At 46.2% G+C, this 25,857-nt stretch carries 28 protein-coding genes; 6 read left to right on the forward strand and 22 right to left on the reverse strand.

The window, feature by feature from the left end:
• Nucleotides 1-83: 83 nt before the first annotated feature.
• Entirely contained in the window at nt 84-1,214 is a 1,131-nt protein-coding gene (locus tag JOC95_RS02095; protein ID WP_204412947.1) for a hypothetical protein, read from the forward strand.
• Entirely contained in the window at nt 1,201-2,349 is a 1,149-nt protein-coding gene (locus tag JOC95_RS02100) for a hypothetical protein (protein ID WP_204412948.1), read from the forward strand. Before JOC95_RS02095 ends, JOC95_RS02100 begins: the two co-directional genes overlap by 14 nt.
• Before the next feature lie 356 nt (nt 2,350-2,705).
• On the opposite strand, the gene mreB is transcribed toward JOC95_RS02100, so the two are convergent.
• Nucleotides 2,706-3,707: a rod shape-determining protein gene (gene mreB / locus JOC95_RS02105; protein WP_204412949.1), complete on the reverse strand. Its 1,002-nt coding sequence runs from the start codon at nt 3,705-3,707 to the stop codon at nt 2,706-2,708.
• Nucleotides 3,708-4,194: 487 nt separating this feature from the next.
• Nucleotides 4,195-4,458 carry a sporulation transcriptional regulator SpoIIID gene (gene spoIIID, locus JOC95_RS02110; RefSeq protein ID WP_204412950.1) on the reverse strand — a complete coding sequence of 88 codons (264 nt, stop codon included), beginning with the start codon at nt 4,456-4,458 and terminating at the stop codon, nt 4,195-4,197.
• A gap of 294 nt (nt 4,459-4,752) precedes the next feature.
• Between spoIIID and JOC95_RS02115 the strand changes: the two genes are divergently transcribed.
• Both JOC95_RS02115 and JOC95_RS02120 read left to right on the forward strand, forming a co-directional pair.
• The gene (locus JOC95_RS02115; RefSeq protein WP_204412951.1) at nt 4,753-5,166 is read left to right on the forward strand and encodes a BsuPI-related putative proteinase inhibitor; all 414 of its coding nucleotides are present in this window, start codon (nt 4,753-4,755) and stop codon (nt 5,164-5,166) included.
• Between the two features lie 96 nt (nt 5,167-5,262).
• A complete protein-coding gene (locus tag JOC95_RS02120; protein ID WP_204412953.1) occupies nt 5,263-5,790 on the forward strand; it encodes a hypothetical protein in 528 nt (175 codons plus the stop codon).
• A gap of 35 nt (nt 5,791-5,825) precedes the next feature.
• Here the strand turns inward: JOC95_RS02120 and JOC95_RS02125 are convergent, their stop codons facing one another.
• The 6 genes from JOC95_RS02125 to JOC95_RS02150 all read right to left on the reverse strand — a co-directional run bounded on the left by JOC95_RS02125 (nt 5,826) and on the right by JOC95_RS02150 (nt 11,335).
• Complete coding sequence (locus JOC95_RS02125; RefSeq protein WP_204412954.1) at nt 5,826-6,218, reverse strand: hypothetical protein; 393 nt, start codon at nt 6,216-6,218, stop codon at nt 5,826-5,828.
• Between the two features lie 68 nt (nt 6,219-6,286).
• On the reverse strand, nt 6,287-6,934 hold the full coding sequence (locus tag JOC95_RS02130) for a 3'-5' exonuclease (protein WP_204412955.1): 648 nt from the start codon (nt 6,932-6,934) through the stop codon (nt 6,287-6,289).
• 17 nt (nt 6,935-6,951) lie between these two features.
• Complete coding sequence (locus JOC95_RS02135) at nt 6,952-8,802, reverse strand: DUF294 nucleotidyltransferase-like domain-containing protein (RefSeq protein WP_204412960.1); 1,851 nt, start codon at nt 8,800-8,802, stop codon at nt 6,952-6,954.
• Nucleotides 8,803-8,874: 72 nt separating this feature from the next.
• On the reverse strand, nt 8,875-10,527 hold the full coding sequence (locus JOC95_RS02140) for a sodium:solute symporter family protein (RefSeq protein WP_204412961.1): 1,653 nt from the start codon (nt 10,525-10,527) through the stop codon (nt 8,875-8,877).
• 210 nt (nt 10,528-10,737) lie between these two features.
• Nucleotides 10,738-11,040: a DUF4212 domain-containing protein gene (locus JOC95_RS02145; RefSeq protein WP_204412962.1), complete on the reverse strand. Its 303-nt coding sequence runs from the start codon at nt 11,038-11,040 to the stop codon at nt 10,738-10,740.
• A gap of 112 nt (nt 11,041-11,152) precedes the next feature.
• Complete coding sequence (locus JOC95_RS02150) at nt 11,153-11,335, reverse strand: hypothetical protein (RefSeq protein ID WP_204412963.1); 183 nt, start codon at nt 11,333-11,335, stop codon at nt 11,153-11,155.
• 310 nt (nt 11,336-11,645) lie between these two features.
• On the opposite strand from JOC95_RS02150, the gene JOC95_RS02155 reads away from it, so the two are divergent.
• Entirely contained in the window at nt 11,646-12,527 is an 882-nt protein-coding gene (locus JOC95_RS02155) for a hypothetical protein (RefSeq protein ID WP_204412964.1), read from the forward strand.
• Between the two features lie 400 nt (nt 12,528-12,927).
• Here the strand turns inward: JOC95_RS02155 and pcp are convergent, their stop codons facing one another.
• From pcp to JOC95_RS02205, 10 genes are all read right to left on the reverse strand, one after another.
• On the reverse strand, nt 12,928-13,533 hold the full coding sequence (gene pcp, locus JOC95_RS02160) for a pyroglutamyl-peptidase I (protein ID WP_204412965.1): 606 nt from the start codon (nt 13,531-13,533) through the stop codon (nt 12,928-12,930).
• 53 nt (nt 13,534-13,586) lie between these two features.
• A complete protein-coding gene (locus JOC95_RS02165; protein ID WP_204412966.1) occupies nt 13,587-14,117 on the reverse strand; it encodes a chromate transporter in 531 nt (176 codons plus the stop codon).
• Complete coding sequence (locus JOC95_RS02170; protein ID WP_204412968.1) at nt 14,114-14,683, reverse strand: chromate transporter; 570 nt, start codon at nt 14,681-14,683, stop codon at nt 14,114-14,116. Before JOC95_RS02170 ends, JOC95_RS02165 begins: the two co-directional genes overlap by 4 nt.
• Before the next feature lie 149 nt (nt 14,684-14,832).
• A complete protein-coding gene (locus JOC95_RS02175) occupies nt 14,833-16,437 on the reverse strand; it encodes a gamma-glutamyltransferase (RefSeq protein ID WP_204413426.1) in 1,605 nt (534 codons plus the stop codon).
• Between the two features lie 69 nt (nt 16,438-16,506).
• Nucleotides 16,507-17,100, reverse strand: coding sequence for a transposase (locus tag JOC95_RS02180; RefSeq protein WP_204412969.1), 594 nt, complete (start codon nt 17,098-17,100; stop codon nt 16,507-16,509).
• A 317-nt stretch (nt 17,101-17,417) separates the two neighbouring features.
• Entirely contained in the window at nt 17,418-17,672 is a 255-nt protein-coding gene (locus tag JOC95_RS02185; RefSeq protein ID WP_204412970.1) for a hypothetical protein, read from the reverse strand.
• 80 nt (nt 17,673-17,752) lie between these two features.
• Entirely contained in the window at nt 17,753-18,148 is a 396-nt protein-coding gene (locus tag JOC95_RS02190) for a hypothetical protein (protein WP_204412971.1), read from the reverse strand.
• Between the two features lies 1 nt (nt 18,149).
• On the reverse strand, nt 18,150-18,428 hold the full coding sequence (locus JOC95_RS02195) for a DUF4176 domain-containing protein (protein WP_204412972.1): 279 nt from the start codon (nt 18,426-18,428) through the stop codon (nt 18,150-18,152).
• A gap of 21 nt (nt 18,429-18,449) precedes the next feature.
• A complete protein-coding gene (locus tag JOC95_RS02200) occupies nt 18,450-19,568 on the reverse strand; it encodes a hypothetical protein (protein ID WP_204412973.1) in 1,119 nt (372 codons plus the stop codon).
• A gap of 177 nt (nt 19,569-19,745) precedes the next feature.
• The gene (locus JOC95_RS02205) at nt 19,746-20,594 is read right to left on the reverse strand and encodes a stage II sporulation protein SpoIIQ (protein WP_204412974.1); all 849 of its coding nucleotides are present in this window, start codon (nt 20,592-20,594) and stop codon (nt 19,746-19,748) included.
• 306 nt (nt 20,595-20,900) lie between these two features.
• On the opposite strand from JOC95_RS02205, the gene JOC95_RS02210 reads away from it, so the two are divergent.
• Nucleotides 20,901-21,350: a VanZ family protein gene (locus JOC95_RS02210; RefSeq protein WP_204412976.1), complete on the forward strand. Its 450-nt coding sequence runs from the start codon at nt 20,901-20,903 to the stop codon at nt 21,348-21,350.
• A gap of 23 nt (nt 21,351-21,373) precedes the next feature.
• Here the strand turns inward: JOC95_RS02210 and spoIID are convergent, their stop codons facing one another.
• The 4 genes from spoIID to JOC95_RS02230 all read right to left on the reverse strand — a co-directional run bounded on the left by spoIID (nt 21,374) and on the right by JOC95_RS02230 (nt 25,849).
• Entirely contained in the window at nt 21,374-22,393 is a 1,020-nt protein-coding gene (gene spoIID / locus JOC95_RS02215; RefSeq protein WP_204412978.1) for a stage II sporulation protein D, read from the reverse strand.
• A 336-nt stretch (nt 22,394-22,729) separates the two neighbouring features.
• Nucleotides 22,730-24,034, reverse strand: coding sequence for a UDP-N-acetylglucosamine 1-carboxyvinyltransferase (gene murA / locus JOC95_RS02220; RefSeq protein ID WP_204412981.1), 1,305 nt, complete (start codon nt 24,032-24,034; stop codon nt 22,730-22,732).
• Nucleotides 24,035-24,066: 32 nt separating this feature from the next.
• Complete coding sequence (locus JOC95_RS02225; protein WP_204412982.1) at nt 24,067-24,864, reverse strand: YwmB family TATA-box binding protein; 798 nt, start codon at nt 24,862-24,864, stop codon at nt 24,067-24,069.
• Between the two features lie 754 nt (nt 24,865-25,618).
• Complete coding sequence (locus tag JOC95_RS02230; RefSeq protein ID WP_204412984.1) at nt 25,619-25,849, reverse strand: DUF1146 family protein; 231 nt, start codon at nt 25,847-25,849, stop codon at nt 25,619-25,621.
• Between the last annotated feature and the right edge of the window lie 8 nt (nt 25,850-25,857).

A 25,857-nucleotide genomic window follows, 5' to 3' on the forward strand; every position in this document is an offset into this window, starting at 1 on the left:
GCATTATTTTCTATATTTTCTGACTCTTTAGACCTATTTTGTAGTATAATTTAACAGAAATACTACAAAATGGAGGTTGGTGGATGAAGAAGATATTGGTTCCTTTTGCAGTGCTGATGATTGGGGGTACACTGGTTGCCTGTAGCGGTAATGAGGGTGCTGCGACGAAGAAAGTGGACAAGGTGGACGAGACCGAGGTTGCGGGTACAGAAGTAGAGACAGAGAAAAGTGAACCTGCGATTGATGCTGCTACTGCACAGGTGGTGGCGGAGGAGGCTCTCCAATCCCACTTCAAGCTTTTGGACGAGGGTGATTTTGAGAGGTATACGGGGTTGTTTGAGACACCTCCCGATGAGGACCGTGCTGCCACAATTCAGAAGATGATGGAACTAAAGCCGACCTCTGAACTAAAGGACATTAAAGTGATATACCAAAAAGAAGATGAAGTATTGGCTACATTTGATATTTCTCAGATAACCGAAGGATTTGACCCATATAATAATTTTAACCGTCGTGGAGATGGGTACTTCATTTTTAAAGTCATGGAGGACGGCAGCTGGCAGATAAGTCACCTCGACTATATTACCCTGCATTACCTTGATTTTTATGGAGAGCGGGACCAAGGATCCTTCAATCACATGGACGTGGAAAACCTATTCATCTGGTCCAGGGAGCTTGCGAAATTGAAGCGGGAGAAGCTGCTTCCGTCCGAATGGGCTGGTGCATTTCTTGCGGAACTAAAGAGAATGGATGATGCCATGCCGGACCAGCCGCTCCAATTTACCCAGGATACGCGCGATTGGCTGGCGCCTGAGATATTGGTAACGTTGCAAAAAACGCTGAATAAGCTTGGTGATCCGCCGAAGGATACGATTACGATCAATAATTTCTTTTTTTATGAACAGCATCTGGAGGGTAATGATTACATAGTTTTTAATGCTTTTATCCGTAATGGATTCGATTACCCGGTCAGCAATCTGCATGGACCAATTTCCCTGACTGGTAAGGCGTTGGATGAGAATGATGAATTGGTCGAAGCTGAAGTCGCAGGGATGACCATGAAATTTGTTGGGTTGGAGACGATAGAGCCTGGTGGCACCGGACTTGCTACCATTTTTTTTGGTCCTGAGAGTATTATGGTTGATAATCTCGATGAGTTTTTGGCGTATGGGGAGTTTGAGATCGAGTCGGAGTTGGCACATGGTGGTGAGTAGGAAGCTGAGATACGAGTGGATACCTGTTGCGGTTGTGTTGATGGGCGGATTGCTTGTTGGGTGTGGCGGTAAGGATGAGGGTGTAAAGGAAGAAGCGGATGGGACGGTAGAGGTTAAAGAGATTGAAGTTGTTGAGTCTGCTGGTGAGGCGATCGAGACGAATGAGCATGGGGTGGATATGACGGTTGTAAAGCAGGTGGAAGATGCCATTCATAATAAGTTCAGGCTGCTGGACGCGGGGGATTATGAGGGGTATCTCGCGACTGTTGATGCAGAGAAGAATGATGAGTTCCTCTCTTTGGTCCGGGATATGATTGAGGCAGATACGATCAGTAGCGTGGAGAATATTGAGGTTATGTATCATAAGGATGATGAGGTACTGGTTGTGTACGATTTGAATCTTATGACGGAAGAGTTTAATCCGGATATGAATTTTAATCGGAACGCTACTTCTTATGCCATTTTGCATAGGGTGGATGATGGTTGGAAGTTTATTGTTGATCATGCTGTTTCGTTGACTGTCCTTGATGGAGAGGGGCAGCCTGATAAGAATTTTGATTATATGAATTATGATACGAAGATGGCTTGGTGGGCTGAGCGGAAGCGGTTGGTTAGCATTGGGCTTGTTCCGAGTGAGTGGTTTGAGGAGGTTTTGCGTGAACAGTTAGATGCTGCTGCGGCTTCTATTGATGATCAGCCACTGCAGATGACTCAGGAGGAGCGTGACTTATTTGCGCCTGGGGCGGTTGAGCAGGTGCAGGCTGTATTGAATGGGTTGGGAGCGCCGGTGGAGGATACAATTACGATGGAGGCGCTGAACTTTTATCCTGAGGAGTTGGAGAATGGGGTTTTTATGTTTGGCAGCTTTATTCGGAATGGGTTTGATCATCCGGTGAGCGGGTTGGTTGCCGAGGTAAGTGTTTGGGTGAAGCAGCCGGATGAAAGCGGGAGATTGGTTGATGTGTTGATTGGTGAGGGTGAGTTTGATCTTAGTGATATGGGTACGATTGAGGCTGGTAATTCGGTGTTGATGACGTTGTTTTTGGATGGGGAGAGTTTGTTGGTTGATGGTTTGGAAGAGATGGAGATTGATGGGTTTGAGGTGGAGGCGGAGTTTTGGTATGTAGAGGAATGATGTGTGGTTTGTAGGATGGGTTGAATTTTGTGTGGTTTAGTTAAAGAGCTTGGGGCCCTTTTTTCTTGATGGGGTTTTGGTGTTGGTTTTGAATTTTGTGTTTCTTAGGATGCACAAGACCGGGGTCAGACCCTTGCAGCTTTATTGGTATCTATTTTTCGAGGGTAGGATAGGCAGAGTTGTGTTTAAGTTTTTGTGTTTTGAAGGGTCAGACCCCAGGCAGCAGTGTTCTTTAGAGTTTTTGTTACTTAAAGCTCGAAGAGCTGTTGTAATTTAGTCTTATAAAATTTTGTTTTTTACGTGGAAAAGAGCAGCCGTTTTTATGGGGCTGCTCTTTTGGTTTTTGTTTATGTTTTTTATGCGAAGCTTTTTCTTGGTAATCGGTCAATGTGGTCTAGCATGATGCCTGTGCCGATTGCTACGCAGTCCATTGGTTGTTCTGCGACTAGGACGGGTACTTTTAGTTCTTCGGCTAGGAGCTGGTCCATGCCGTGGAGGAGTGCGCCGCCGCCTGTCAGGATGACACCACGGTCGATGATGTCGGATGATAGTTCTGGCGGTGTGCGTTCTAGGACGCTTTTCGCTGCTTGTACGATGACTTGTACGGATTCGCGAAGTGCTTCTTCGATTTCTGCTGATGAAACGGTAATTGTCTGTGGCAGACCGCTTACCATGTCACGTCCGCGGATATCGATCGTTTCATTGCGGGAGCCCGGGAAGACGGTCGCGATGGATATCTTTATGTTTTCCGCTGTGCGCTCACCAATTAATAGCTTGTATTTTTTCTTGATGTATTGAAGGATTTCGGCGTCGAATTTGTCGCCGGCCATTTTGATGCTGCTTGCTGTTACGATGTCTCCCATGGAGAGTACGGCTACGTCGGTTGTTCCGCCGCCGATGTCTACTACCATGTTTCCGCTAGGCTGGAAGATGTCCATGCCCGCTCCGATTGCTGCCACTTTCGGCTCTTCTTCAAGGTAAACCTTTTTGCCGCCGCTTTTTTCTGCCGCTTCCCTGATCGCTTTTTGCTCTACGCTTGTGATGTTCGTTGGGCAACAGATGAGGATGCGCGGCTTGGAAAGGAATCCTTTGACGTTCAGTTTTTTTATGAAATGCTTCAGCATTGCTTCTGTGACTTCGAAATCTGCGATTACTCCATCTTTTAGCGGTCGCATCGCTACAATGTTTCCTGGAGTACGCCCAACCATTTTACGGGCCTCTTCCCCTACCGCTAATACTTTTCCTGAGTTTGTATCTAGTGCCACTACTGACGGCTCATTCAGAACGATCCCTTTTCCTTTTACGTGGATGAGAACGTTTGCCGTTCCTAAATCAATTCCTATATCCCTAGCAAACATGTTACTTTTTTCCTCCTTGCATATGCTTTGCGACTGTTGTCCGACAACTTATAGTCCTAATTGTATATTCTATCACAAATTACAAATAAAAGGTTGAAATTAACATTAATTTCATGTCAGAAATTTGAGGTTTTTGTCGAATAGTTTAGGTTGCGGATCTAGGGTGTTTTTTGTGGGGAGTGGTTTGCTGTGGTGGTTGGCGAGCCAGGGGGACAGGCACCTTGGTTTGGATGCTGTTACACGCGTTGAAGTTTGTCGAATGGTGCGCTTTGAGCGTATTTTGGGATTTTCGAGCGTATTTTTTAATTTTTGTGCATAAATTCATTTTTTTGTGCATATACTAGTAATTTTTGAGCGTAAATCAATATTTTTGAGCATAAGCCTTTTTTAGCAGTGGAAAATCGACTTTGCGGCTTACCCTAAATTGGCCAAAACACAAAAACAGCCCAATTTTATGTAAAATGGACTGTTTTGAGAAGATATTTCCCTATTTTACTGCTTCCTCTTCCTTCTTGTACTTCATCTTGGTCGCTTCCCCGCCTCGCAGATGTCGGATTGATTTATGATAATCGAGTATATCCTTCACTTCATTCGCTAAGTCTGGGTTGATCTCTGGCAGTCTTTCTGTCAGGTCTTTATGGACAGTACTTTTGGAAACTCCAAATTCCTTCGCAATCACGCGAACTGTTTTCTTTGTCTCCACGATATACTTTCCAATCTTGATAGTTCTCTCTTTGATGTAATCGTGCACACCACTCGCCCTCCCTAAATTGGATGTTGAGGAATGTGAAATGAGACTCGCCTTTTCCGATGTAACGAAGTGCGTAGTGCTTACAGTTGTGTTTTATAAATAACGATTAGGATGTTTGGTGTTATGCTTCGAGACAATCTACGATCCCTCACCTCAAACACTCTCTTTGTATGTTTGGTTAGTTACAGTTTATTAGCTTGTGTCCTGCTTTATGCTAATAATGTCAAGTGGGACAAGGGATTTGTTCGATTTTTTTGAATTTTTGCGTTTTAGTTGCATCCACAGGTGGAAAAAATGGCAGGGTTAAGGTCCGGAGTGTGGAATATATATAGAAAGGGATACTCAGTTTATGCGAAGGAAGTGAAGTTTATGGCAATGGAAGCCACTCTTACCTATTCCCCATCTGGTCCGGATTCGGTGATGCTGCATTTTATCGTTGAAAACACGGGGAGCAGTCCGGCCAAGGTGATTTTCACTAGCGGACAGCGATATGATTACATTTTGTATCGGGATGGCAAGCGAGTGGAGCAATTTTCCGAAGGCAAGTTCTTCATCATGATCTATGAGGAATTAATGGTGGAACCCGGGGATGAAATGAGCTTCGACATTCCTCTGAAGAACCTGACTCCCGGAAACTATAAGGTGAAAGTCTGGCTGACTGGAGGCAATTGGCCAAAAGCACGCGCAGAGCTCGAGTTTACGATTTGATTCGTAGGCTCTTTTTTATTTTCTATAGACGGCTCTGGTGCTTGTCGGATATATTAAATTGGAATGTACATTTTTTACATATATAGGGGGATGGGAATGCGTATTATTTGGAAGTCAGGTTTGGTGTTTGTATTGGCCATGTTGCTGGCAGGATGTTCGCTTGTGGAAGAGAAAGCAGTGAAATTGATGGATCATCTCGATGCGGAGACCGCGATACTCGATTATCTGGATGCCACCAATCCGATCATAGAAGAAAGTTACGACATTGAATTTGCCGCGGAATCGGGTTTCTGGAACGAAGAGGATGACGCTAAAGCACTCGCATTTATAACTGAAAACACAATTCCCGCTTTGGAAAAGGTGCTACAGGATTCCAAAGAAGTGACGGTGGATTGGGAACCGCTGCAGGCGTCCCACGATGCATTGATCCTTTCAAATGAAAAGCTGCTTGAAAGCTATGTCATTTTTGCCGAGGACATGAAAAAAGGCAACTATGAAATGTCGGAAGCGGCAACTGTGGCTTATGATTCATCGGTCGAAGAGTACGAAAAGCATGAGAGATTGTTCGCTGAACTTGCAGAGGAATATAAGGTTGAGGTTTATTTGGAAGAGGAAAAGGAATAGGGTAAAGTGCGTCTGCCTGTGTGCGGACGCACTTTTTAGTTGAGCCACTCTTTTAGATAGGCCTGTAATTCCCCATTAATTTCGTTGATGGTCTCGTCCATAAACTCCCCACTGATCCTGCTGCCCGGGATGTTTTTCCCGATCGGATTTCCGAGTAAGGTTCTTTGGCATTCCCAGATGACGATGGTGTGGAGGTCGAGCAGATCGCCTCCTGTTTCGCTGATCCCGATGTTGAGGCTCGAGCGGTAGCCTGGTCCGAACGGGTCTGTCCCTTCCTGGTCGAAGGATGAGTCGAGTTCTAAGCCTTTGTTGTGGAATTTATTTTTGTAAGGTTGTGTTATTTCTTCCAGCAGGCTGCCGAGTGACTGCTCGGTTTGTTTGATCTTATCGAGTAATTCCGGTGTGAATTGTTTTGGTGTGTATTTCATTGTACTTGGTGCCTCCGATGGTGTTTAGGTTACTTTTGTATTCGACAGGCCTATGCCAGGTTCCTTTTTTATGCCCCTTCCCCTATCCGCAGCAGGTCACCCCATGTTCTGATCCCTCTGTCATGGCAGATATGTAGAAGCTCGACAAACAAAAAGGCCGTGGTCATGGCGTCCCCGATGGCCGAGTGACGTTGATAAATCCGTGTCCCGAAATCGCGGGCGTATTTTTCAAGGTCGCGCATGTCGTAGCTAGGGGCGATATAGCCGATCAGGTTGAGAGTGTCGATGGCTTTCGGCGCTTTCCAGTGGAGATTGCGGCGCTTGAGCTCGTACTTGATGGCGTGCATGTCAAAGGCGATATAGTGCCCGACATAGCAGGCAGACTTCTTGTCGGCGAGACTGGTCAGTCTGCGAATCGCTTGCATAGCGTCAGGCGCTATGGCCACTTGTTCGTTTGCGATTCCTGTCAGTTCGGTAATTTCCCGTGGGATTTGTCGATTCGGGTTGACGTAGGTTTGAAAGGCGCTATGTTCGATCACTTCCATGCCTTTAATCGTCACTGCCCCAAGCTCGATGATGCGATCTTCTTTTGCCAGGTTGAAGCCTGTCGTCTCGGTATCGAAGACGGTGAATTGAAGTGTGTCAATTGGTGTAGAAAGCGGCAGATTTTCAGCTAAATTGCTCGGGAAATAATCCTTTCGGGCGAATGGAAACATAATTACGCCCTCCTTTCCTAGTAGTAGGATAGCATGTGGCTTTGCAGTTCCTTGATGAGTCGGATGCTGAGCATGAGTTCCTCTTTTTCGCGGGTTGTCAGCTTGGTCAGGTCGAGTGTCGAGGTCAGCGCCTCCCCTTTTTGATGCTGGTTCCAGCGGTTTGTCACGTAATAGTCCAGGATCGATTCGATCGATGCCTTGAGATCCTTTTGAAAGCTGTTGGAAAGGATCTTTTTCTCATGAAGCTGGTCGATTTTCTCGATCGGTGTGCCATAGGTGATCCCGTTCATGAGTGCGAGGATCTGCAGGCTGTGGTGATACGGGAAAAGTATGTGTTTTTTCAGGTCGATGGTTTTCTTTTGCATCCGGAATATGGAACGTATCGGCTGCTCCAAGGCCGGGATCGGGTTGTCGCGCTCAAGCTGGGACAGGCGGTAGAGAAAGATTTTCGCCCGGTCCAGGGATTGCTCGATGCTGGCTTTGAATTGCTCGTGCAAGGTGTCGTCCCCGTAGATGAGCCGGTAGGAAAAGAAATTTTGTGCGAGCAGGAGCCTGTCGTTGGTGGCGTGGAGCACCCACTCTCTTATGCGGCTTTCCCATTGTTCTAGGTCCCCTCTCCACTGCGGGTTGGAGGCCATCATGTCTCCCGGGCATCTTTTATAGCCTGCATGTTCGAGGTTGGCGACGATTTTTTCAGAAAGCTGCTCGAAGTACTCCTTTTTGCTGTCGTCCTCATAGACAAGGAAATGGTCCTGGTCGGTGAGGAGGAACTGCTCCCTTCTGCCGGCGCTGCCCATGAGGTAGAAGCAGAATCTTGCCGGCGCGTCTGTTGGTGGCATCTCCTCGATGCCAAGCTCGATGCAGCGCTGGATGAGCTGGTCGTACAGGGTGTTCATCACGTCCAAGGCATGCAGGGTCGGGACTTGTTGCTGCAGCATGGTGCCGAGTGTGGAGTACAAGGCTGTCTTGATGGTTGGCAGGGTCTCTTTGTTTGCTGTTGAGATCTCGGTCGTCCCCTTAAGGAAGTTCGCGCTTTTGATCTGCAGGAGTTCTGTCAGTGTGACGATGCCGAGAGTTTGCTTGTTGTCGGTGACTGGCAGATGCTTGATTCCGTTTAACAGCATGGTCGTGATAGCTTCATAGAAAAAGGCGGTGGGCTCGATGGTGATCGGGTTTGGCGTCATGACGGTGTGGACGGGCTCTGCGAGATTTTTTCCGTTTGTGATGACCCTGTTGACGAAATCGTGCATGGTGATGATGCCTTGGAGCTCATTGTTTAGGGTGATGACGGCTGCTGTCTGGTTTGTTTGGGAGAGTTTCTGGGCGACCGTTTGGATGGTGTCGGTGGAAGCCGCTTGGACAAATTTTTTTGATAGGACATCCTGGACTCTAAGTGTCGATGTGTCGGATTCGGTGAGCTTTTTCCCAAGCTGAACCTGTTCAGCGAGAGATTGATAGACATCATAAAGGCGCACGCTGACCTGGATGAGCAGATATTCACGGACGGCGGGGTCGCTCCATCTTTCTTTTAGCACAGAGAAAGGGATATAAAGGGCTGTCACATCGTCGATGGCACGAACTTGGAGCAGCGATGCCTCGTCGGTGGTGCCTGAAGCCGGATCTGACAGGAAATGAATGAAGTGCGAGAGGCCGATCAGTTGGTCCTTTTTGATAATTTCCAAGACTTCGTCGTGATCTTGCGCAGGCAGATAGACTTCCACTGTCCCAGATTGAATGAGAAATAGCCCCTCCCGCGTCTCGTTCGCTTTCAGGATGGGCTGGTGGTGGGTGAAGGTGTGGGTTTGGCAGCGAGTGAGCAGGTTTGTCCGCTCCTCGTTGGTGAGGTTATGGAATAGTGGGTGGTGCATCGTTTTCAGTCTCCTTTTATTTTTAGTAGAAAAAGAGGAGCAGCGGGTGGGACTGCTCCTCTGGATAAAATATTATTTGTTGAGCCAGACGCCTCCATCTTTGTAGGTCATCTGTTCCGGATAACGAAGGTCGACTACTTCGTCCTGGATTTTTTGCGATGGTGCTTTCGTTCTTAGGGATACGATGACGTTTGTCAGGATTGCAGCTGTTGCGCCGAAGACCCCTGCCCCAGTGTCGATGATGCCCAAGATCGTGAAGCCGCCGTATTTTGCAGCGAATATATAGGCAAGTGTCACGATAAGACCGACCAGCATACCGGAGATGACCCCAGGTGCGTTGGCTCGCTTCCACCATACACCAAGAATGAGTGCAGGAAAGAATGTTCCGGATGCGAGCGCAAAGGCCCATGCGACAATCTGCGTGATCGCACCAGGCGGGTTAAGTGCCACAAGTCCCGCAAGGACGGTTGCTGTGATAATCGTGATACGACCGACCTTCAGACGGTTGGCATCGGTTGAATTCGGTCTCATCACACGGTAATAGATGTCATGTGCAAAAGATGATGAAATGGCGATCATCAGTCCGCCTGCTGTGGAAAGGGCTGCCGCCATGGCTCCCGCAGCAACAAGTCCGATGATGAATGCTCCTAGGTTGGCGATTTCCGGTGTCGCCATGACGACGATATCGTTGGCAATGATCAGCTCTGACCATTGCAGAATGCCGTCGCCGCTCGTGTCAGCGACCTGCAGTTTACCCGTGTTGACCCAGGATGCTGTCCAGGCCGGCAGCTGATCGATTGGCTGTCCTGCCACATTTTTCATCAGGATGAAGCGAGAGAACGCCGCATATGCTGGCGCTGAAAGGTATAAGAGTCCGATGAAAAGAAGTGCCCATGCTCCTGACCAACGCGCCGCTTTCATCGTGGAAACGGTGTAGAAGCGGACGATGACGTGCGGAAGACCCGCAGTACCTGCCATCAGCGTGAACATAAGCGCAAGGAACTGCCATTTGGTGCCGTTGGTGAATGGTGCAAAATATTCGGATATACCGAGCTCGCGGTCGAGCGCACCGAGTTCATTGACGATGTTCCCGTATGTCAGCCACGGCAGCGGGTTATTGGTAAGCTGCAGGCTCATGAAGATTACAGGAATCAGATAGGCAATGATCAGGACGATGTACTGCGCCACCTGTGTCCACGTGATCCCCTTCATCCCTCCGAAGGCTGCGTAGAATGCGATCAGGACGACCCCGATCATCGTTCCAATTTTTGCATCCACTTCAAGTAGACGGCCGATTACCACTCCGGAGCCGGAAAGCTGGCCGATGGAGTAGGTGAAACTGATGATGATCGTACAGATCGCCGCAATGACGCGTGCGGTGTGGGAGTCAAAACGATCCCCGATAAACTCCGGCACCGTGTAGCGCCCGGATTTCCGGAGCTGCGGTGCTAGAAGGAAGGTAAGAAGCAGATAGCCTCCGGTCCAACCCATTATGTATGCAAGTCCGTCATAGCCGAGTAGCATGATCGTTCCGGCCATCCCGATGAATGAAGCCGCACTCATCCAGTCCGCTCCGATGGCCATCCCGTTAAATACCGGCGGCACCCCGCGACCGGCTACGTAAAAGTCCGAGGTCTGGCGTGCTTTGTTGAAGATGGCGATTCCGATGTAGAGCGCAAAAGTGATCAATATCAATGATAGCGATACAATAAACTGATTATCCAACTGTACATCCCCCTTTGTATGTGATGGTTCTGTGGTTTTTCGCTTGAGTTCGTTGAGTAGAGATTTCTTTTTCAAACAGCGTGTCGATTGTTTGAAACCGAGATTCTTTATTGTGAGGGTCTAGGGTAGATTTGATCCAGTGGCTTGAGTTGCGATTGGGTTGGTGCATGGTTTTTGTTAGGTCTGGCTCTAGCTGCGGCAGGATTTAGTTTAGTGGTCGAGCGTTTTGCCGTAGCTCAGCTGCTCGTTGGCTTTTTCGTCGATGCCATACTTCTGGTCGATCTTGTCGCTCACCTTTGCATTCACGAAAAGCAAAATGATGAAAACCAGGATCGAGCCTTGGGCACCCATATAATAGTGGAAAGGAAAACCGCCGAAAATAGTGAAATCAAGGGACTCCGCAAACATCACCACGCCAAAAGAAACAACAAACCAAATCGCCAAATAAAGAAAAATATACCTCGTCTTCTCACGAAAATACGCATCAGCAACAGACTTATCAATCTTCTTCAAAAGAAAACCTCCTTCATGAATTTGTTGGGGTTTCGACACGGAAGGGAAAATCCCTGCCGGGGTCAGGCACCTGAATTAAATAAAAAAAATATAAAAAATTTGTAAATGCTCGTTATTGCAGGGTGAAGATGAACTTGACGGTGTCAATGAATGATCCGGGCACGAGCGCAATTTCGACGATGACGTAGAATGCGAGTGCGAATACCGGTACGGACAGCAGGATTGGCCGTTGTTTTTTGATGGCGAAGAATATGCAGAGAACGATGACGACCAGGAATGCATAGAAGAAATACATTGTGCTTCCACCTCTTTCTTGGTTGTAAGCGCTTTTATTTTTTGTTGCTGGCCTCCTTTCTTCTTGTTAAAAGTCTGTCTTGTTATAAAACAGAATTTTATAATAATTCTAATAATTAGATTATGAAACATGCTATCGCTTTAGTCAACTACCAAATTAATAACCACTTACTTTTTCTACCGCCACTGTATTAGTACAAATATATAGGTTAAATGGTGGGTTTTTATAGAAAAAATATGTAAATATTACTAGATTAACTATATAATAGAGACAACTTACATTGATAAACTATTTTTATTTGGGGGAAATCATGAAAAAATCATTCACCTTTATCATTTTATTAATACTATCGATAATCTCAAACCCTTTAAATATGACAGCCGATACCACCCGAATCCAAGATAATAGTGATACTTTTCTGCAACTCGAGTTAACCTCGGCTCCAAAACCACCGAGGATTCCTAGTCCACAGGACCCGCCTAAGCCCCCTGTGACAGAGCCGGAACCTGAACCTGTACCAGAGCCTGAGCCAGAACCAGAGCCGGAACCTGAACCACAGCCCGAACCTGTTCCGGAACCAGAGCCTGAGCCGGAACCACCTGCTACACCTAAACCTAATCCTCCAAGTGAACCAAGTACACCTTCTAGACCTCAACCTCCTACTACAACACCTTACACTCCAGTAGAGCCAGACCTGGAGGAAGAGGAAGTAACTAATGAGGAAGAAGAGGAAATTTTAGAGGAAGAAATTATGGTAATCGATATTGAACAGCATGGAGATGTACTTTGGTCGTGGAAAAAAGAGCTTCAGAGACTTCCAGTTCCCATCCTCTATGATGTGCTAAAGCAATACCTTGAAGAAGAAATCGTACCTTCTCTTGACTTTCTCACCAAGCCTGAGCTTGAGGAACTTCTCTCTTTCCTGGAAAATGAAGAACTTGTCTCATCCGTGAACTTTGATGAACTTCGCCAGGAAGTTGAATCTGCGTTCGAATCAGCTCCTGAGGTAGCGGTCGAGGTGGAGGAAGCACCTATCGAGGATAAAGAGGAAGAAACAGAAGAGGTTGTATTGAGCGAGACAACTGAAATCCCACTAGTAGAAGTAAGTGAAGAAAAAGAGTCTGGATTCGGTTTATCCATCAGGAACTTTTTTGAATCCATTGGTTCATTTTTCAAAGGTCTATTCAGCTAATTACCTTCATAAATGAGTTTTAGGAGATCCTTTTCTAAGGATCTTTTTTTCATTTCACGAAATTTGTCTAAAATTATTTTGAATATTGTTTATTTTTCAGACAAATTATTGCGAACTTTTCACTTTTCATCCTTCATAATAATGGGTATATAAAGGTAAACGCTTACATGTTTAAATGTCACTCTTAAGGTCAATAACTATAGAAACAGAAACGGTTCTTTAGGAGGATGCTAACTATGGTCAAAAACAATTTTTTAGTAGGAATGTTTTGGGGAACGGCGTTTAGCATACCATTATGGCTATCTTTTTTTGGATGGATCAAGCTTATCGTAGCTTTTGTTCATATGTAAAAAATAGAGCGTCCGCTTTCGGGAACGCTCTATTTTTTTGTTTTAAAACATTATAGTGTTTGTATAGTCAGTCGGATCGCTTCCGTCAAATCCTTTTGCGACCAGCTCGGGCTGTTCTTCAGCTTGATGGCTAGGCTATGGGACGCCGGGATATGGATGAATCCGGCTTTGATCTGGTCTTGCTTTTGCTCTTCAGCGATTTTGTGCAGGATGGCGTACATGACGTTGTTGCACAGATAGGTGCCGGCGGTGCTAGAAATTTTCGCTGGGTAGCCGTTTTCTGTGAGGTGGTTCACCATGGCACGGATCGGTAGTGTCGAGAAATAACCGTCCGGTCCGTTAGGGTTGATCGGCTCGTCCTGGCAGGTGACGCCGTTGTTGTCAGGCGCGCCGTCCTTGCAGTTGATGGCAATCCGCTCAGGTGTGATGTGTGTGCGGCCGGCAGCAAGACCGAGCGAGACGACTGCATCCGGCTGGATGTCGTTGTAGTGCTGCAGGATTTCCTGTTCTGATTGCTGAAAGTCTACAGGCAGCACCTTGCTGATAATCTGGTAATCTCCTATTGTAGCGCCGTCCAGGGACTTTACGATCTCCTCTGTGGGATTCACAGGGAAGTCCAGGAACGGGACGAAGCCTGTTAAGAGTAGTTTTTTCATTTTTTGTGGCCTCCTTATGTGGTGTAGGGGCCAGACCCCTGTCATTATGTCAACTAACTAAGCACTACCGCTCCATATACCAGTGCTCCGCTTATTACGTAGGCTGGGTGCACTTTCCATCGTTCGAGTAGCAGGTAGCTTGCTACGATTAGGAAGAGTGTTTGGAGTGCGCCTGATCCTTCGTAGGATTCGAAGAAGAAGCGGTATGCCATGCCTCCAAGGAGCAAGGCGATGGTCGGGCGGACGTAGTTGGACATTCTTTTTACTTTTGGCGAGTCACGGAATTTGTAGAGGATGCTCATGAGTCCGATCATCAGGATCAATGAAGGTGCCACGGTGGCAAAGACTCCTACTGCCGCTCCGAGAATCCCGGCTTGCTCATAGCCGATGTAGCCTGCCATTTTTGTGGCGATCGGTCCTGGCAGGGCGTTCCCTAGTGCGAGTACCTCACTGAATTCACTTACAGTTAGCCAGCCGTAGTTGTGGACCACCTCGTTTTCAACGAGGGGAATCGATGCGGGTCCTCCCCCGTACCCCAGGATGCCCGGTATGAAAAAGGCGAGGAATATCTCCCAGTAGATCATGATGCGTCCCCTCCTTGTTCCACTGTTGGCTTTGGTTTATCTTTTTTAAGTATGGCTGCCGCAAGAAGCACACCGATGACGATGCCTGGGTGAATCCCCAAGAGTTCGATGGTCAGGAAACTGACGATGATGAGGATGGCTGCCGCTATCCACCCCATACCTTTTTTGGCGTTTTTGAAGAAATCCCATGTGAGAACCGCAAGCATCACGCCGACCACCGGCAGAACTGCTTTGGTCATTCCTTGCACCCACGGCTGATCTTTGAAGCTCGCTAGTGTGGTAAGCAGTACGATCATCAGGACAATGGTCGGGAGCGTGGATGCCAATAAGGCATTGAGCATGCCGCGGTAGCCCGCCACACGATAGCCGATGTAGCCTGCCATTTTCGTGTTGATGGGACCAGGTAACGTATTGGCCATGGCGAGGATATCAGAGAAATCATCGTCCGTGAGCCATTGGTTTTTCTCTACAACTTCTTTATGTACAAGCGGAATGCTCGCCGGTCCGCCGCCATAGCCAAGCATGCCGATGCGGAAGAAGGATAGGAAGATTTGTGTTTGATGCATGGTGTGATGCCTCCTAAAACTACAAACTTATTTAAGGGGGTGCCTGACCCTCAGTGTAGTAAAGCGATAAAGTACTTGTTGTTAGAATGCGTGTTGAAGGCTACATTCTTTATCGCTTTACTGTGGAGCGGGTCAGACCCCCCAATTAATTAGTAAGCAAATATCGCCCCATCTGTACGTGACTCCGTGCCGCCGCTGAGGACGCCTGTTTTTGGGTCGCGCCAGATGATTTGTCCGCGGCCGAAGCTGCCTCCGTCCAAGGTGACCTGGATCTGATGGCCTTTGCGTGACAGGGCTTGTGCGAGATGCTGCGGGAAGTGGTGTTCGACTACAACCTTTTTGTCCTCCATCCACTGCCATCTTGGGGCATCGAGTGCCGCTTGCGGGTTGAGGTGGAAGTCGACGGTGTTCATGACGACCTGCATGTGGCCTTGTGGCTGCATGTAGCCTCCCATGACGCCGAATGGACCGACTGCCTCGTTGTCCTTTGTCAGGAAGCCCGGGATGATGGTATGGTACGTCTTCTTTCCTGGAGCCAGTGCGTTTTCGTGCTCATGGTCCAGGGAGAAGTCATGGCCGCGGTTTTGCAGCCCTATTCCTGTTCCAGGTACGACGACTCCTGAGCCGAAGCCCATGTAGTTGCTCTGGATAAAGGATACCATATTCCCTTCCCCATCGGCTGTCGCCAGGTAGACGGTTCCGCCTTTAGGTGGTGTGCCTGGCTCCGGAGCCAGGGCTGTTTCTCCGATAAGCTCGCGGCGTGCTTTTGCAAAGGAGTCGGAGAGCAGGTCTTCGGATGTGTGTGTCATGGTCGATGGATCAGATACGTATTTTTTTGCGTCGGCGAATGCCAATTTCATTGCTTCGATCTGTTTATGATAGGTTTCAAGGGAGTCTCTTTCCGTGAACGTGTCTTCTTTTAACATATTTAATGCCATGAGCGCGACGATTCCCTGGCCGTTCGGCGGGATTTCCCATACATCATAGCCTCGGTAGTTGACCTTGATCGGCTGCACCCATTCCGGCTTGTAAGCTGCCAGGTCCTCGTAGGTCAGGAAGCCGTTATGCTGCTTGCTGAAGTCCGCGATTTTGTGAGCAAGCTCCCCTCTGTAGAAGGATTCCCCATTTGTTTCCCCGATTTGTCGCAGAGTATCTGCATGGCCTTTTGATGACCACATCTCCCCGATTTCAGGTGCGCGTCCGTCCGGTGCAAAGGTTTCGAACCAGTGTGCGAATTCTTCTGTTGTGCAAGCCTTTTTATAGGCATTATAGGCGCCCCTCCAGTACTTTCCGAGGGTTGGAGATACAGGATAGCCGTTCTCCGCGTAGTCGATGGCAGGCTGAAGAACTTCGGATAATGGCAATCTACCAAACTTTTTCGAAAGCTCTGCCCATGCTGAAGGCGCACCAGGTACGGTTACTGGGATCAGACCCATTTTTGGCATCGTCTCGTGTCCTAGTTCTTTTACCGCTTCAATGGAAATGGATTGTGGTGCCGGTCCGCTTGCGTTCAGGCCGTGAAGCTCTCCCTTCGTCCACACAAGGGCAAATGCGTCTCCCCCGATACCGTTGGAAGTCGGCTCCACGACAGTCAGGCACGCCGCTGTCGCGATTGCTGCATCTATGGCATTTCCGCCTTTTTTCAGTATATCGAGGCCAGCTTGTGCTGCAAGCGGCTGTGAGGTTGCGACCATCCCGTTTTTCGCGAATACGGTGTTGCGCTGGGATGGATATGGATTGTTCAAGTAGTCGATGTTGTGCATGTTGAAAGTTCCCCCTATTATTTCGTATTTCGAATTAATACCCATTATACTTAATTTTCTTTATTTTTTCAAAATAGAAAATTCAACTTTTCGGTTGGGTGTGAAATGGATTCTGGTGTTTGGGGTTTGGATGTAGTTGGCGTAGGATCCAGATGGATGGTCGGTGAAGTATTCCAGGATGTGGCCTGTGGTGATGATCGGGTCGTCCTTGCGGTTGTAGTAGTAGGCGCGATAGCTGCTCCAGGGGTATTCTTCGGGCTTGGTGACGAGTTTGGCGCGTACGGGGTTCAGATGGATATATTTGCTCACCTCGATTTCATAGACGAGGTCCATGATCAATTTTTCGCCGAATCGACCCTGGAAAAGATGGCCGCTCCATTTGTATTTTCGGTTGATGTATACGGCGTATTTGGTGTTGATATAATGCATGATTTTGCTTATGTCTGTGTCGGTGGTTTCGATTTGGAGATGGGTGTGGTTGGACATGAGGCAGTAGGCGTGAAGGTGGAAGTGAAATTTCTTTTTGGCTTGCTTGATGGTATAGAGGTACATGAGATAATCGTCCACGTCCATGAAAATATTGCTCTGGCGGTTCCCCCGGGTGGTGACGTGGTACTTCGCTCCCTTGTACCACAATCTCTGTTTTCTAGGCATCTTTGTGAGATCTTCCTTTCTGTTTTGGGTATTTTGTGTTGAACTGTTATAGGTTCTACGCGAGTGAGGAAATTCCTGCCGGGGTCTGGCCCCCGATTTGATATTTTTTAAAAACCCCGCGTCCTCCCCCCATGAAAACAGAAAAAAACCGCTGAACGGTACCCTCGTTCGGCGGCCTTAGACATTCTCTATTTGTTGCGCTGTTGTGTTGCTTTGTATCGGTAGTTTTAGTATACCCAGTTGCAGCTGGGTTTATTCCTGTCATCGGAAGTGTTTTGTGACTTTTTTATGAACTTCGGTTAATACGGCTATTCTGACTATCCTTCTACCCGCTCCATTCCATTGAACTTTCCCAGCACGGAATAAATAAGCCTGAATGCCAAAGGAAAAAAGACTAGACTCATCAACAGCCCAATGATGGCAATAGGATCAAAGAAGGATGAGACGAGCAGCATGCTGATACTGATAAAATAGAAACACACGACAAACCAATATAAACCACGGAAGTACATGGATTTAAAATCATTATGTTTTTTATATGGCTTACCGAATAATAAATGAATGAGTTTCATGTATATGCTCCTCACAAATATAATCATATTTTTACCCTATCAATCTACACCTGTGACTTTCAAGGGGCTAATGTACCTCTTTATCTCTCATTAGAGACCGGTACCCTTTTCGCATCAACATTGAATCCTCTTACGGGAGCATGGTTCAGCTTTATCAGATCATAGGTAAATGTCTTATTTCTTACTTTTACCGTTTTACCTGTCTTAGTTGCGCAGTAATCCCATTCGAGGGTAATGTCTCTCCCATTCTTTTTGAGCGAGTGGATGGAAAGGCACTCTTTGGATCCTGCTTTCAGTTCCTTGGTTAATAGCACATAGGTTTCATTTGCGTAGAACATGGTATAGCAGAATGGATGCCTTTTATAGATGAATGGAAAAAAGCTGATGAGGTACAGCACTTTTTTGGCGCTATTCAAATGGGTTTCTTCCAATTGTAAGCTGTCGAATTCCAAGGAGTTTACTTTCGTTTGTAGCATTCTATTCACCTTCCGCCAGGAGCCTTTCTTTTAGGGAATGTTTGAACTTCCCTTCTTCTTCATCTTCGTAGCCTTGATAAACAACTTCCGAGATGGAGGATCCATTGAAGAAGGCTGTATACTCATTACTTACAAATCCGTATGGATAGAGGCATGCCAGATAGTCGAACACCTGCCCCGTGTTTGCACGTGTGATTTTCCTGCCATAGATCATGAATTTTTCATCGGATTGGTGTAGCTTCACAAGCGTTCCTATAGGCAACAATTCAGTTATTTCCATTTATTTCTCTCCCTTTTTCATTTATTTCTTTTTGTCTATTTCTAAAGAAAGCCCTCCGCCGAAGAGAAATGCCCCATATAATTTTACCTTGAAGCCATCCTTCCATTTCGCTTCTCCGCGTCCGCCTATACTGCCAGCAGAGAATTCACCACCAAACTTGATATCAAACCCGAACAGTTCGATGCCATCTGTTTTTCCTTCATATTTTACAATTGCAGCTTCCCCACCAAACTTGACTTCCTCCATGGTAAGTCTTGCTTCAATTTCTGCTGCTGCCAATTTGACGCTGCTATCCACATAGTTGGTATCCCAGCCGGCATCCACCCCGCTCACACCGACCTTTCCACCATACCCATGTACACTATCTCTGTTGTTGTCAGTAGATTTAAAATTGAAACCAGCTTCGGCATTCCCGATGTTCCCATAGAATCCGTCTGAATCAGAAACGGTTTGATAGGAATATTGTCCATCTCCTTTTACATGTTTCTCCACCTTTATGTCTCCACGTTGATTCAATGCTTGAATGCCTTTCTGTTCCTCATTTATTTTATCTCTATAGCCCTCTATCTTTTCTTGTATATCCACTAGTTTCTCCAGCGGATCCTTTTCCCGGTTTGTGACACTGCCTTCGCGAAACTTAAGAAGCAGCTCGTTTCCCGCTTTAGGGTCACCTTTGTAATTTAGGATATCATTTTTCAAGCCTTTCATCTCTTTTTCCAACTTCTTGATCTGTTTTTCATACTCGCTGATTTTTCTTTCCGCTTTGGTCAGGCCATCTGAAGCAGACGAGCTTTTCCCTTTCGGGGCACCTTGATCAAATAGCTGGCGGTATTTGAATTCAGCATGCCGTTGCTGTGGTGATTTTGCTTTTGCGTTCAATCTTTGCTCAGCCTTTAGGTAGTCGCCTGCGGATTGATCGATGAACACCTGCAATTTTTGTATGTTCTGCGTCAGTTCATGCATCCGGTTAGCTACAAGGGAAACACCGAAGCTGATGCCATTCCTAGAGAGTATCCTGCTGTCCAATCTGCTTTGTATCGAAGAGGCCATATCCCTGGCCTGGATGATTTGATTTTTTATCGCATGAAGCCTGGGATTCTGAGCCTTTACGGTATCAATATTTATCCTTATTTCTGACATAGCCGACCTTCCTTTCCACCTTATCGCAACTCTTATTTCCCAATTTGTTTCCATCATCCTATTCCCTGTTTTTATTTTACAGAAACGTTATTATTTATCTTTTACTCAAAAAAATAAAAGCACCCACACATTAAGCGTGGATGCCCTTGCAAACATTTATTTTTACAAGACTTCGTATTAGATGTTATAGCTGACGTTTTCTTCTTCCTCTGCGGAATCAGTTCCTTCGTCGCCATCTTTTTCTTCTCCATCTTCAGGCTTGTCTGTGCCTTCAGCTGGCTTTTTCTCTTGCTCGTCAGCCGGCTCGCTGCTCTCTTCGGAAGCTTGTCCCTCTTCGTCAAGAAGCGCTGTTACCGGTCTGTCAAAGTACTCAGTAGGATTCACTGCTACAGAATCTTTGCGGATTTCAAAGTGAACGTGGACGGAATCCTTGTTCATCAGGCTTGTGCCTGCTTCCGCGATCTTTTGGCCTTGGTCAACGAAATCTCCAGCTTTCACTGTTACATTGGAAAGTGCTTGGTAGTAAGTTTTAACACCATTCAAATGCTCGATTTCTACAACATTACCTAAAAGCGAATCTTCTTCTGCACGAATTACAGTTCCACTTAAAGATGCTACGACGTCAAACGTTTCGCCATCTTTCATTTTGATATCTACCCCAGTGTTTGGATGGTACATACCATTGTAGTATACGAAAGATGCCTCTTGCTCTTCCTTGGACGCATCTGCATCCCAGAATTGCTTTTCGATCACTGCGGAATTTTTGTCCGTTACCGGCATTACGAAGTTTTCGACTGGACGGTTAACCTCTACTGCATCGTCTTCATTGTATGAAGTAGTTGGTCCTTGTCCGTTGTTGTTTTCATCCTCTGGATTCGTTTCCGTGTTACCTGCTTGGAACATCAAAACCGCTGTCAAAATGATTGCTGCGCTAGCTAGATAGATTGCCGGGAATACCCAACGCTTTTTCATTAAACGCTGCCAATTTGAATTTTGAGAAGTCCGTTTCTTTTCTTCCTCTCTCATTGTATCATCACCTCAGCAATCATTCTGAACAGAATCAGAGAATAATATACACACCGACGAAAAAAAATTTAAAAAACTTATTTTCCTTCAAAGTTGGCGGAATTATGCATGAGGGGGGAAAGTTTTTTTAGCGGGGAACTACATTGAAACTACATTTGGGGCCAGACCCCGGCAGGAGAAGTGGAATGGGTGTCGAATAGTTTAGAGTTTTGGTATGATTAGTTTGTCTTTATAGCCTTCTTTAATATCACAACTCTCCCATAAAGAAGTTCACAACAGCTTATACATAATAAAGGAGCACAAAATATGTTTCGCAACCTAATCAGATTTTGTTTAAAACTTGCACCCTTCGCCTACATGGGGTTCATCTGGTTCCTATCGAGCAACCCCGCGGATGCATTCGTCGATACAGGAATGTCCTGGGACAACGCATTTAAAGAATCACTCCATCTCATTGAATTCGGGATTCTGTACGTCATGCTCGCTCTATTCTTCCTTATAGACGGCAAACTCACAACAAAAACAAACATCCTATGCGCAGCCATCGCCATCGCCTATGGCCTAACAGACGAGATCCATCAATCCTTCGTCCCAGCCCGTTCAGCAACCGTGATCGACTTCGTGAAGGACACAACAGGAGTGTTGATTGCCTTTTTCTTTATTCATCATGCACACTTCGGCACCAGGTTCCAAAAGCTCGGCCACCTTTTACAAAAAATCGAAACCACATTCAAAAAGCCCGTATCACTCAAATAAGCGATACGGGCTTCTTTCTATTGTTATTGCTTCGCTGTCAGCTTCGTCAAATACTGCTCCGCACTGCCAATCTGAACACCTTTATAATAATGCGCCACAATATCCGAATGCTTTTTCCCCTCAAGCGCCATTCCATTCGCGCCGTATTGACTCATCCCGACGCCGTGCCCGTAGCCTTTGGTTGTGATGACGATGTTATCGCCCTTCCTCTCCCAACTGAAGTCGCTTGATTGCAGCTTCAGCTTTTCACGGACTTCCCTGCCTGTCAGCCTCTTGCCATTGATCTCGACCGTATCGACCCGGTTTCCGGTGGTGCGTGCGGTGATTGTCCCAACCGTCCCATCCGCGCCAAGCTGTACGCCAAGCTTATTTTGAAAATCGGCAACCGATAGGCTTACCTGCTTCAGGAATTTAGGCGTGTCGATGTCCCACGGGCTTTCTACGCTTCGCAAGTAAGGAATTTCGTTTGGCCAGTATTCCTCCGAGTTTTCCGTTTTCCCGTTGCTTGTGGAGAAGAAGCTTGCGGTGATCGGTTCATTATTATAGGTAAGGATCTGGCCGGCAGTTGCCTTTACGGCTTCTGTCACTTTTGCCAGTTTCCATTCGTAATCGCCTTTCCAAATATTTTTCAGTTCCTCTTGCCCTTTATACACTTGATGTGCCACCGTATCCGTCACATCAGCTCCCTCTGGCGTCCCAATCTTCTCCCCTGCCAATAGGTGCCTTAAAATAAATGTCCTAGCAGCGAGCGCCTGGGCCTTTAATGCCTCTTCTTCAAACTCTGCAGGCATTTCAGAGGCCACCACCCCCACCACGTACTCTTCTAATGGAATGTTTTCTATTACATCTTTATTCGCACGGTACACCGCTACATCGATGGGTGATTCCGCTACTGATGTCTGGACCTGTTGCTTGCTCTGGAGTTCTTCGGCGAGTTTTCCACTCACTTTGTCGGTGAACGGCATGACTAGCAATGTTGGTATCATTAATACCATAACGAAAAGGATGGATGTTAGTACGATGAATGGTTTTAAGTTTCTCATAGCGTCGAGCCTCCGTTAGAAATTTTGAGTAGTTGTTAGCACCTTTACTCTTACATTCTTATGGGGGCGGACAAGCAATTATGACTAAAAACTGGGCAAGTTTTAGTGTTGCGTTTCTATAGAAAAAAAGCGGTGAAAAAATATATTTCCAACACATTACACATAACTGGAAAATGTTACATTCCTGTGAAAATGCATTTTCCTAAAAAAAGTGGAATAAAAATAATTTAAACATCCATAATAAATGAGGTGAAAAAAATTAAAAAAGATGAAAAAGAGGGCCAGACCCCGGCAGGAGTTTGACCCTCTTCGTAGAATATATGTTATTAGGAAGGTTTATGCTTCTTTGATCTGCTCAAGGATGACTGTTTGTTCTTGTTCCATTGAGCTTACACGTTCGATGTCTGCACCAAGTGCTGCTAGCTTGTTGTGGAAGTTCACATAGCCGCGATCTAAGTGTTTCAGTTCTGTAACGCGTGTATATCCATCTGCAATTAATCCCGCCAAGGTTAATGCTGCCGCTGCACGCAAGTCCGTCGCCGCTACTTCTGCACCCTGTAAGCTTGATGGTCCGTTTATTACAACGGAACGTCCTTCAATCTTGATGTCACCGTTCATGCGGCGGAATTCTTCCACGTGCATGAAGCGATTTTCGAATACAGTTTCCGTGATCATACTTGTGCCTTCAGCCGCTAAAAGAAGAGACATCATCTGGGACTGCATATCAGTCGGGAATCCAGGGTGAGGCATTGTTTTGATGTCAATCGCCTTCAACTTTTCTGGTCCAATGACACGTAAGCCGTTTTCGACTTCTTCGAATTTAACGCCCATTTCTTCCATTTTGGCAATAAGTGAGCTGGAGTGTTCCGGCACTGCTCCCTCAACGATTACGTCTCCGCCAGTGATTGCAGCTGCTACCATGAAAGTACCTGCTTCAATACGGTCAGGGATGATGTCGTGTTTGCAGCCGTGAAGCTCAGACACACCTTCGATTCTTAATGTTCCAGTACCCGCGCCACGAACCTTCGCTCCCATGGAGTTCAGGAAGTTCGCCAAGTCCACAATTTCCGGCTCTTTTGCTACGTTTTCCATGATAGTCGTACCTTCTGCAAGCGTCGCCGCCATCATGATGTTTTCAGTAGCCCCTACACTTGGGAAATCCAAATATATTTTCGCGCCTTTTAGTCTTCCGTCTACTTCAGCGTCGATATAGCCATTTCCTACTTTCACTTTCGCACCCATCGCTTCGAATCCTTTTAAATGCTGATCAACCGGTCTAGAACCGATTGCACATCCACCAGGTAGAGCAATTTTGGCTTTTCCGTTACGAGCAAGCAATGATCCCATTACAAGTACGGATGCACGCATCTTTCTTACATATTCAAATGGTGCTTCGATATTCAAGTCTCTCGTTGCATCGACAGTTATACGATTATTTTCAAAATCAACATCGGCATTCAGAAAACGCAAAACCTCGTTAATCGTATAAACGTCGGAGAGCTCTGGTACATTTAAGATTTCGCATTTGCCTTTGCTAGCTAATAATGTTGCGGCGATAACAGGTAGTACTGCATTTTTTGCTCCCTCTACTCTTACAGTACCTTTCAACCTTTGTCCGCCGCGGACGATGATTTTTTCCAAAATTTTCCCCTCCGCGTCATATGTTCTATATATTAATATTCAACAGTAATAATTGGCGTGCCTACAATCACGGTAGTCTTATCGCCCAATCCTTGTTTTCGTAACCCAATTTGTAAGTTCATCTTTCCATGATGTGTCGGAAGAACATTATTCCATAATTCAGTGTATGCTGAAACTGAAACAAAGGTATCTTCATTCAACTCTTCGATTACACTTGCTGAAAATGCGTCCAGCAAAATATTTGTCGTATTTTGCAAACCATCTTCAATTTTATCACTGAAATCGCCTGTCATACAACTAAATATTTCAATGTTCTCTTGAGAAATATTGGTAAGATTAGAATGGAAGTCCTTTAGTATCTCCATTGCCGAGGTGTTTTCCCAACCATATCCAGTGACCTCATATAATAAGTACGATGTTGGGGCTGAGTTTATGTGGGTTGTGATGAGCTGAAGGGATTCTTCCTGCTTTAATGAATCATTATAATGAGTTCCAATCGCTTTCCACTGATCCTCTTCCACTTCCACAGTCCAGTTTAAATGGCCCATCTTCTGTTTTAAACCATTTACCTCTTTTTGAAAACCTACTAAATCCCTAATTTTATAGACGTCGTTTCTGCCATAAAGTTTCCACTCTCTAATATTAATTTTTTTCTCTTGAAAAACTTGAGCAATTTCAAGTATCTCAGTACTGATTTCGTTTGGTAATTGAGCTCTGCTTCTTTCATTCCCAAGAATTACCCCAGTAAAACATATAACCAAAATAAAAATCAAACTAATTACCCTCTGCACCATCTTCTTCCCCGTTTCACCGCTCAAAACCATCCTCATTTTCATATCCCCCACGTCCCTTTTTCTCTTCTCTCCTTACTAACCATTCTTACCACCAAAAGCCCCGCCATACATGGGAATAATCGTCAAATTTCTCATAGCGACCCGGCCGGGAAAATGATAAAAAAACATCAAATAGGGGCCAGACCCCGGCAGGAGATTTTAGACATATGTCGAAAGACGCACAATTTATTTATTTTTTTATTTTTGTCGCCTGATGTCAGGTTATGGCAGGACTATTTGCATGGTTTTGGGGTTTTATGGAGGATATTACCAAGGGTTTGTTTGGTGGGTTTGGTGGGTTTGGTGGGTTTGGGGCTTAAATGTGTGATGGGGTGTAGTTAAAAATGGGGGTGGGTATCGGTTTTTTTCTTTTTTGAAGGATTTGCTTCATTTTCTTAGGCTGGAACGCTGAGCGACTATGCCAAATACATGCTTATGCTCAAAAAAGACGAGGTTATGCACAATTATTTCAATTTGCGGTGAAAAATCATGCTCTTTCGCACAAAAATTATGATTTGCGCTCAAAAATGAAAGGTTTATGCACAATACGCAATCCTCGACACAATAAGTCACTCCCCGATTTGTCGATTCGCCAATCCACCGATTCCTCGATACGCCAATCCGCTAATCCGCCATACCGCCGGCCTCCCACTCGCCACTCGCCGATCCATATCCACTCCCCTAACCAAAACAAAAAACCGAGGCACACACCATCACCTCGGCTCCCAACTCTCTATACGTTTCTCCCTGCCTACCACATCATCGGCAATCGCTGCGACAGGAACAGATAATCCAAAAAGAAATTACTCACAGCCGATCCGATCGCAATTGTTACCAGTATAAGCAACAGTCTCATCTGCACCACGCGATTCGGCTTCATCCATTTTTCGTAGTGGATGGCCTGCAGCGCCCACCAGGTGATGCTGATGAAAAGCAGATGCGACAGGATGCTGATCAATGATTGTACGCCTAAGTCAACCATACTGCATC

This window comes from Sutcliffiella tianshenii (assembly GCF_016908565.1).
In the GTDB taxonomy this organism is placed as follows: Bacteria; Bacillota; Bacilli; order Bacillales; family Bacillaceae_I; genus Sutcliffiella_A; species Sutcliffiella_A tianshenii.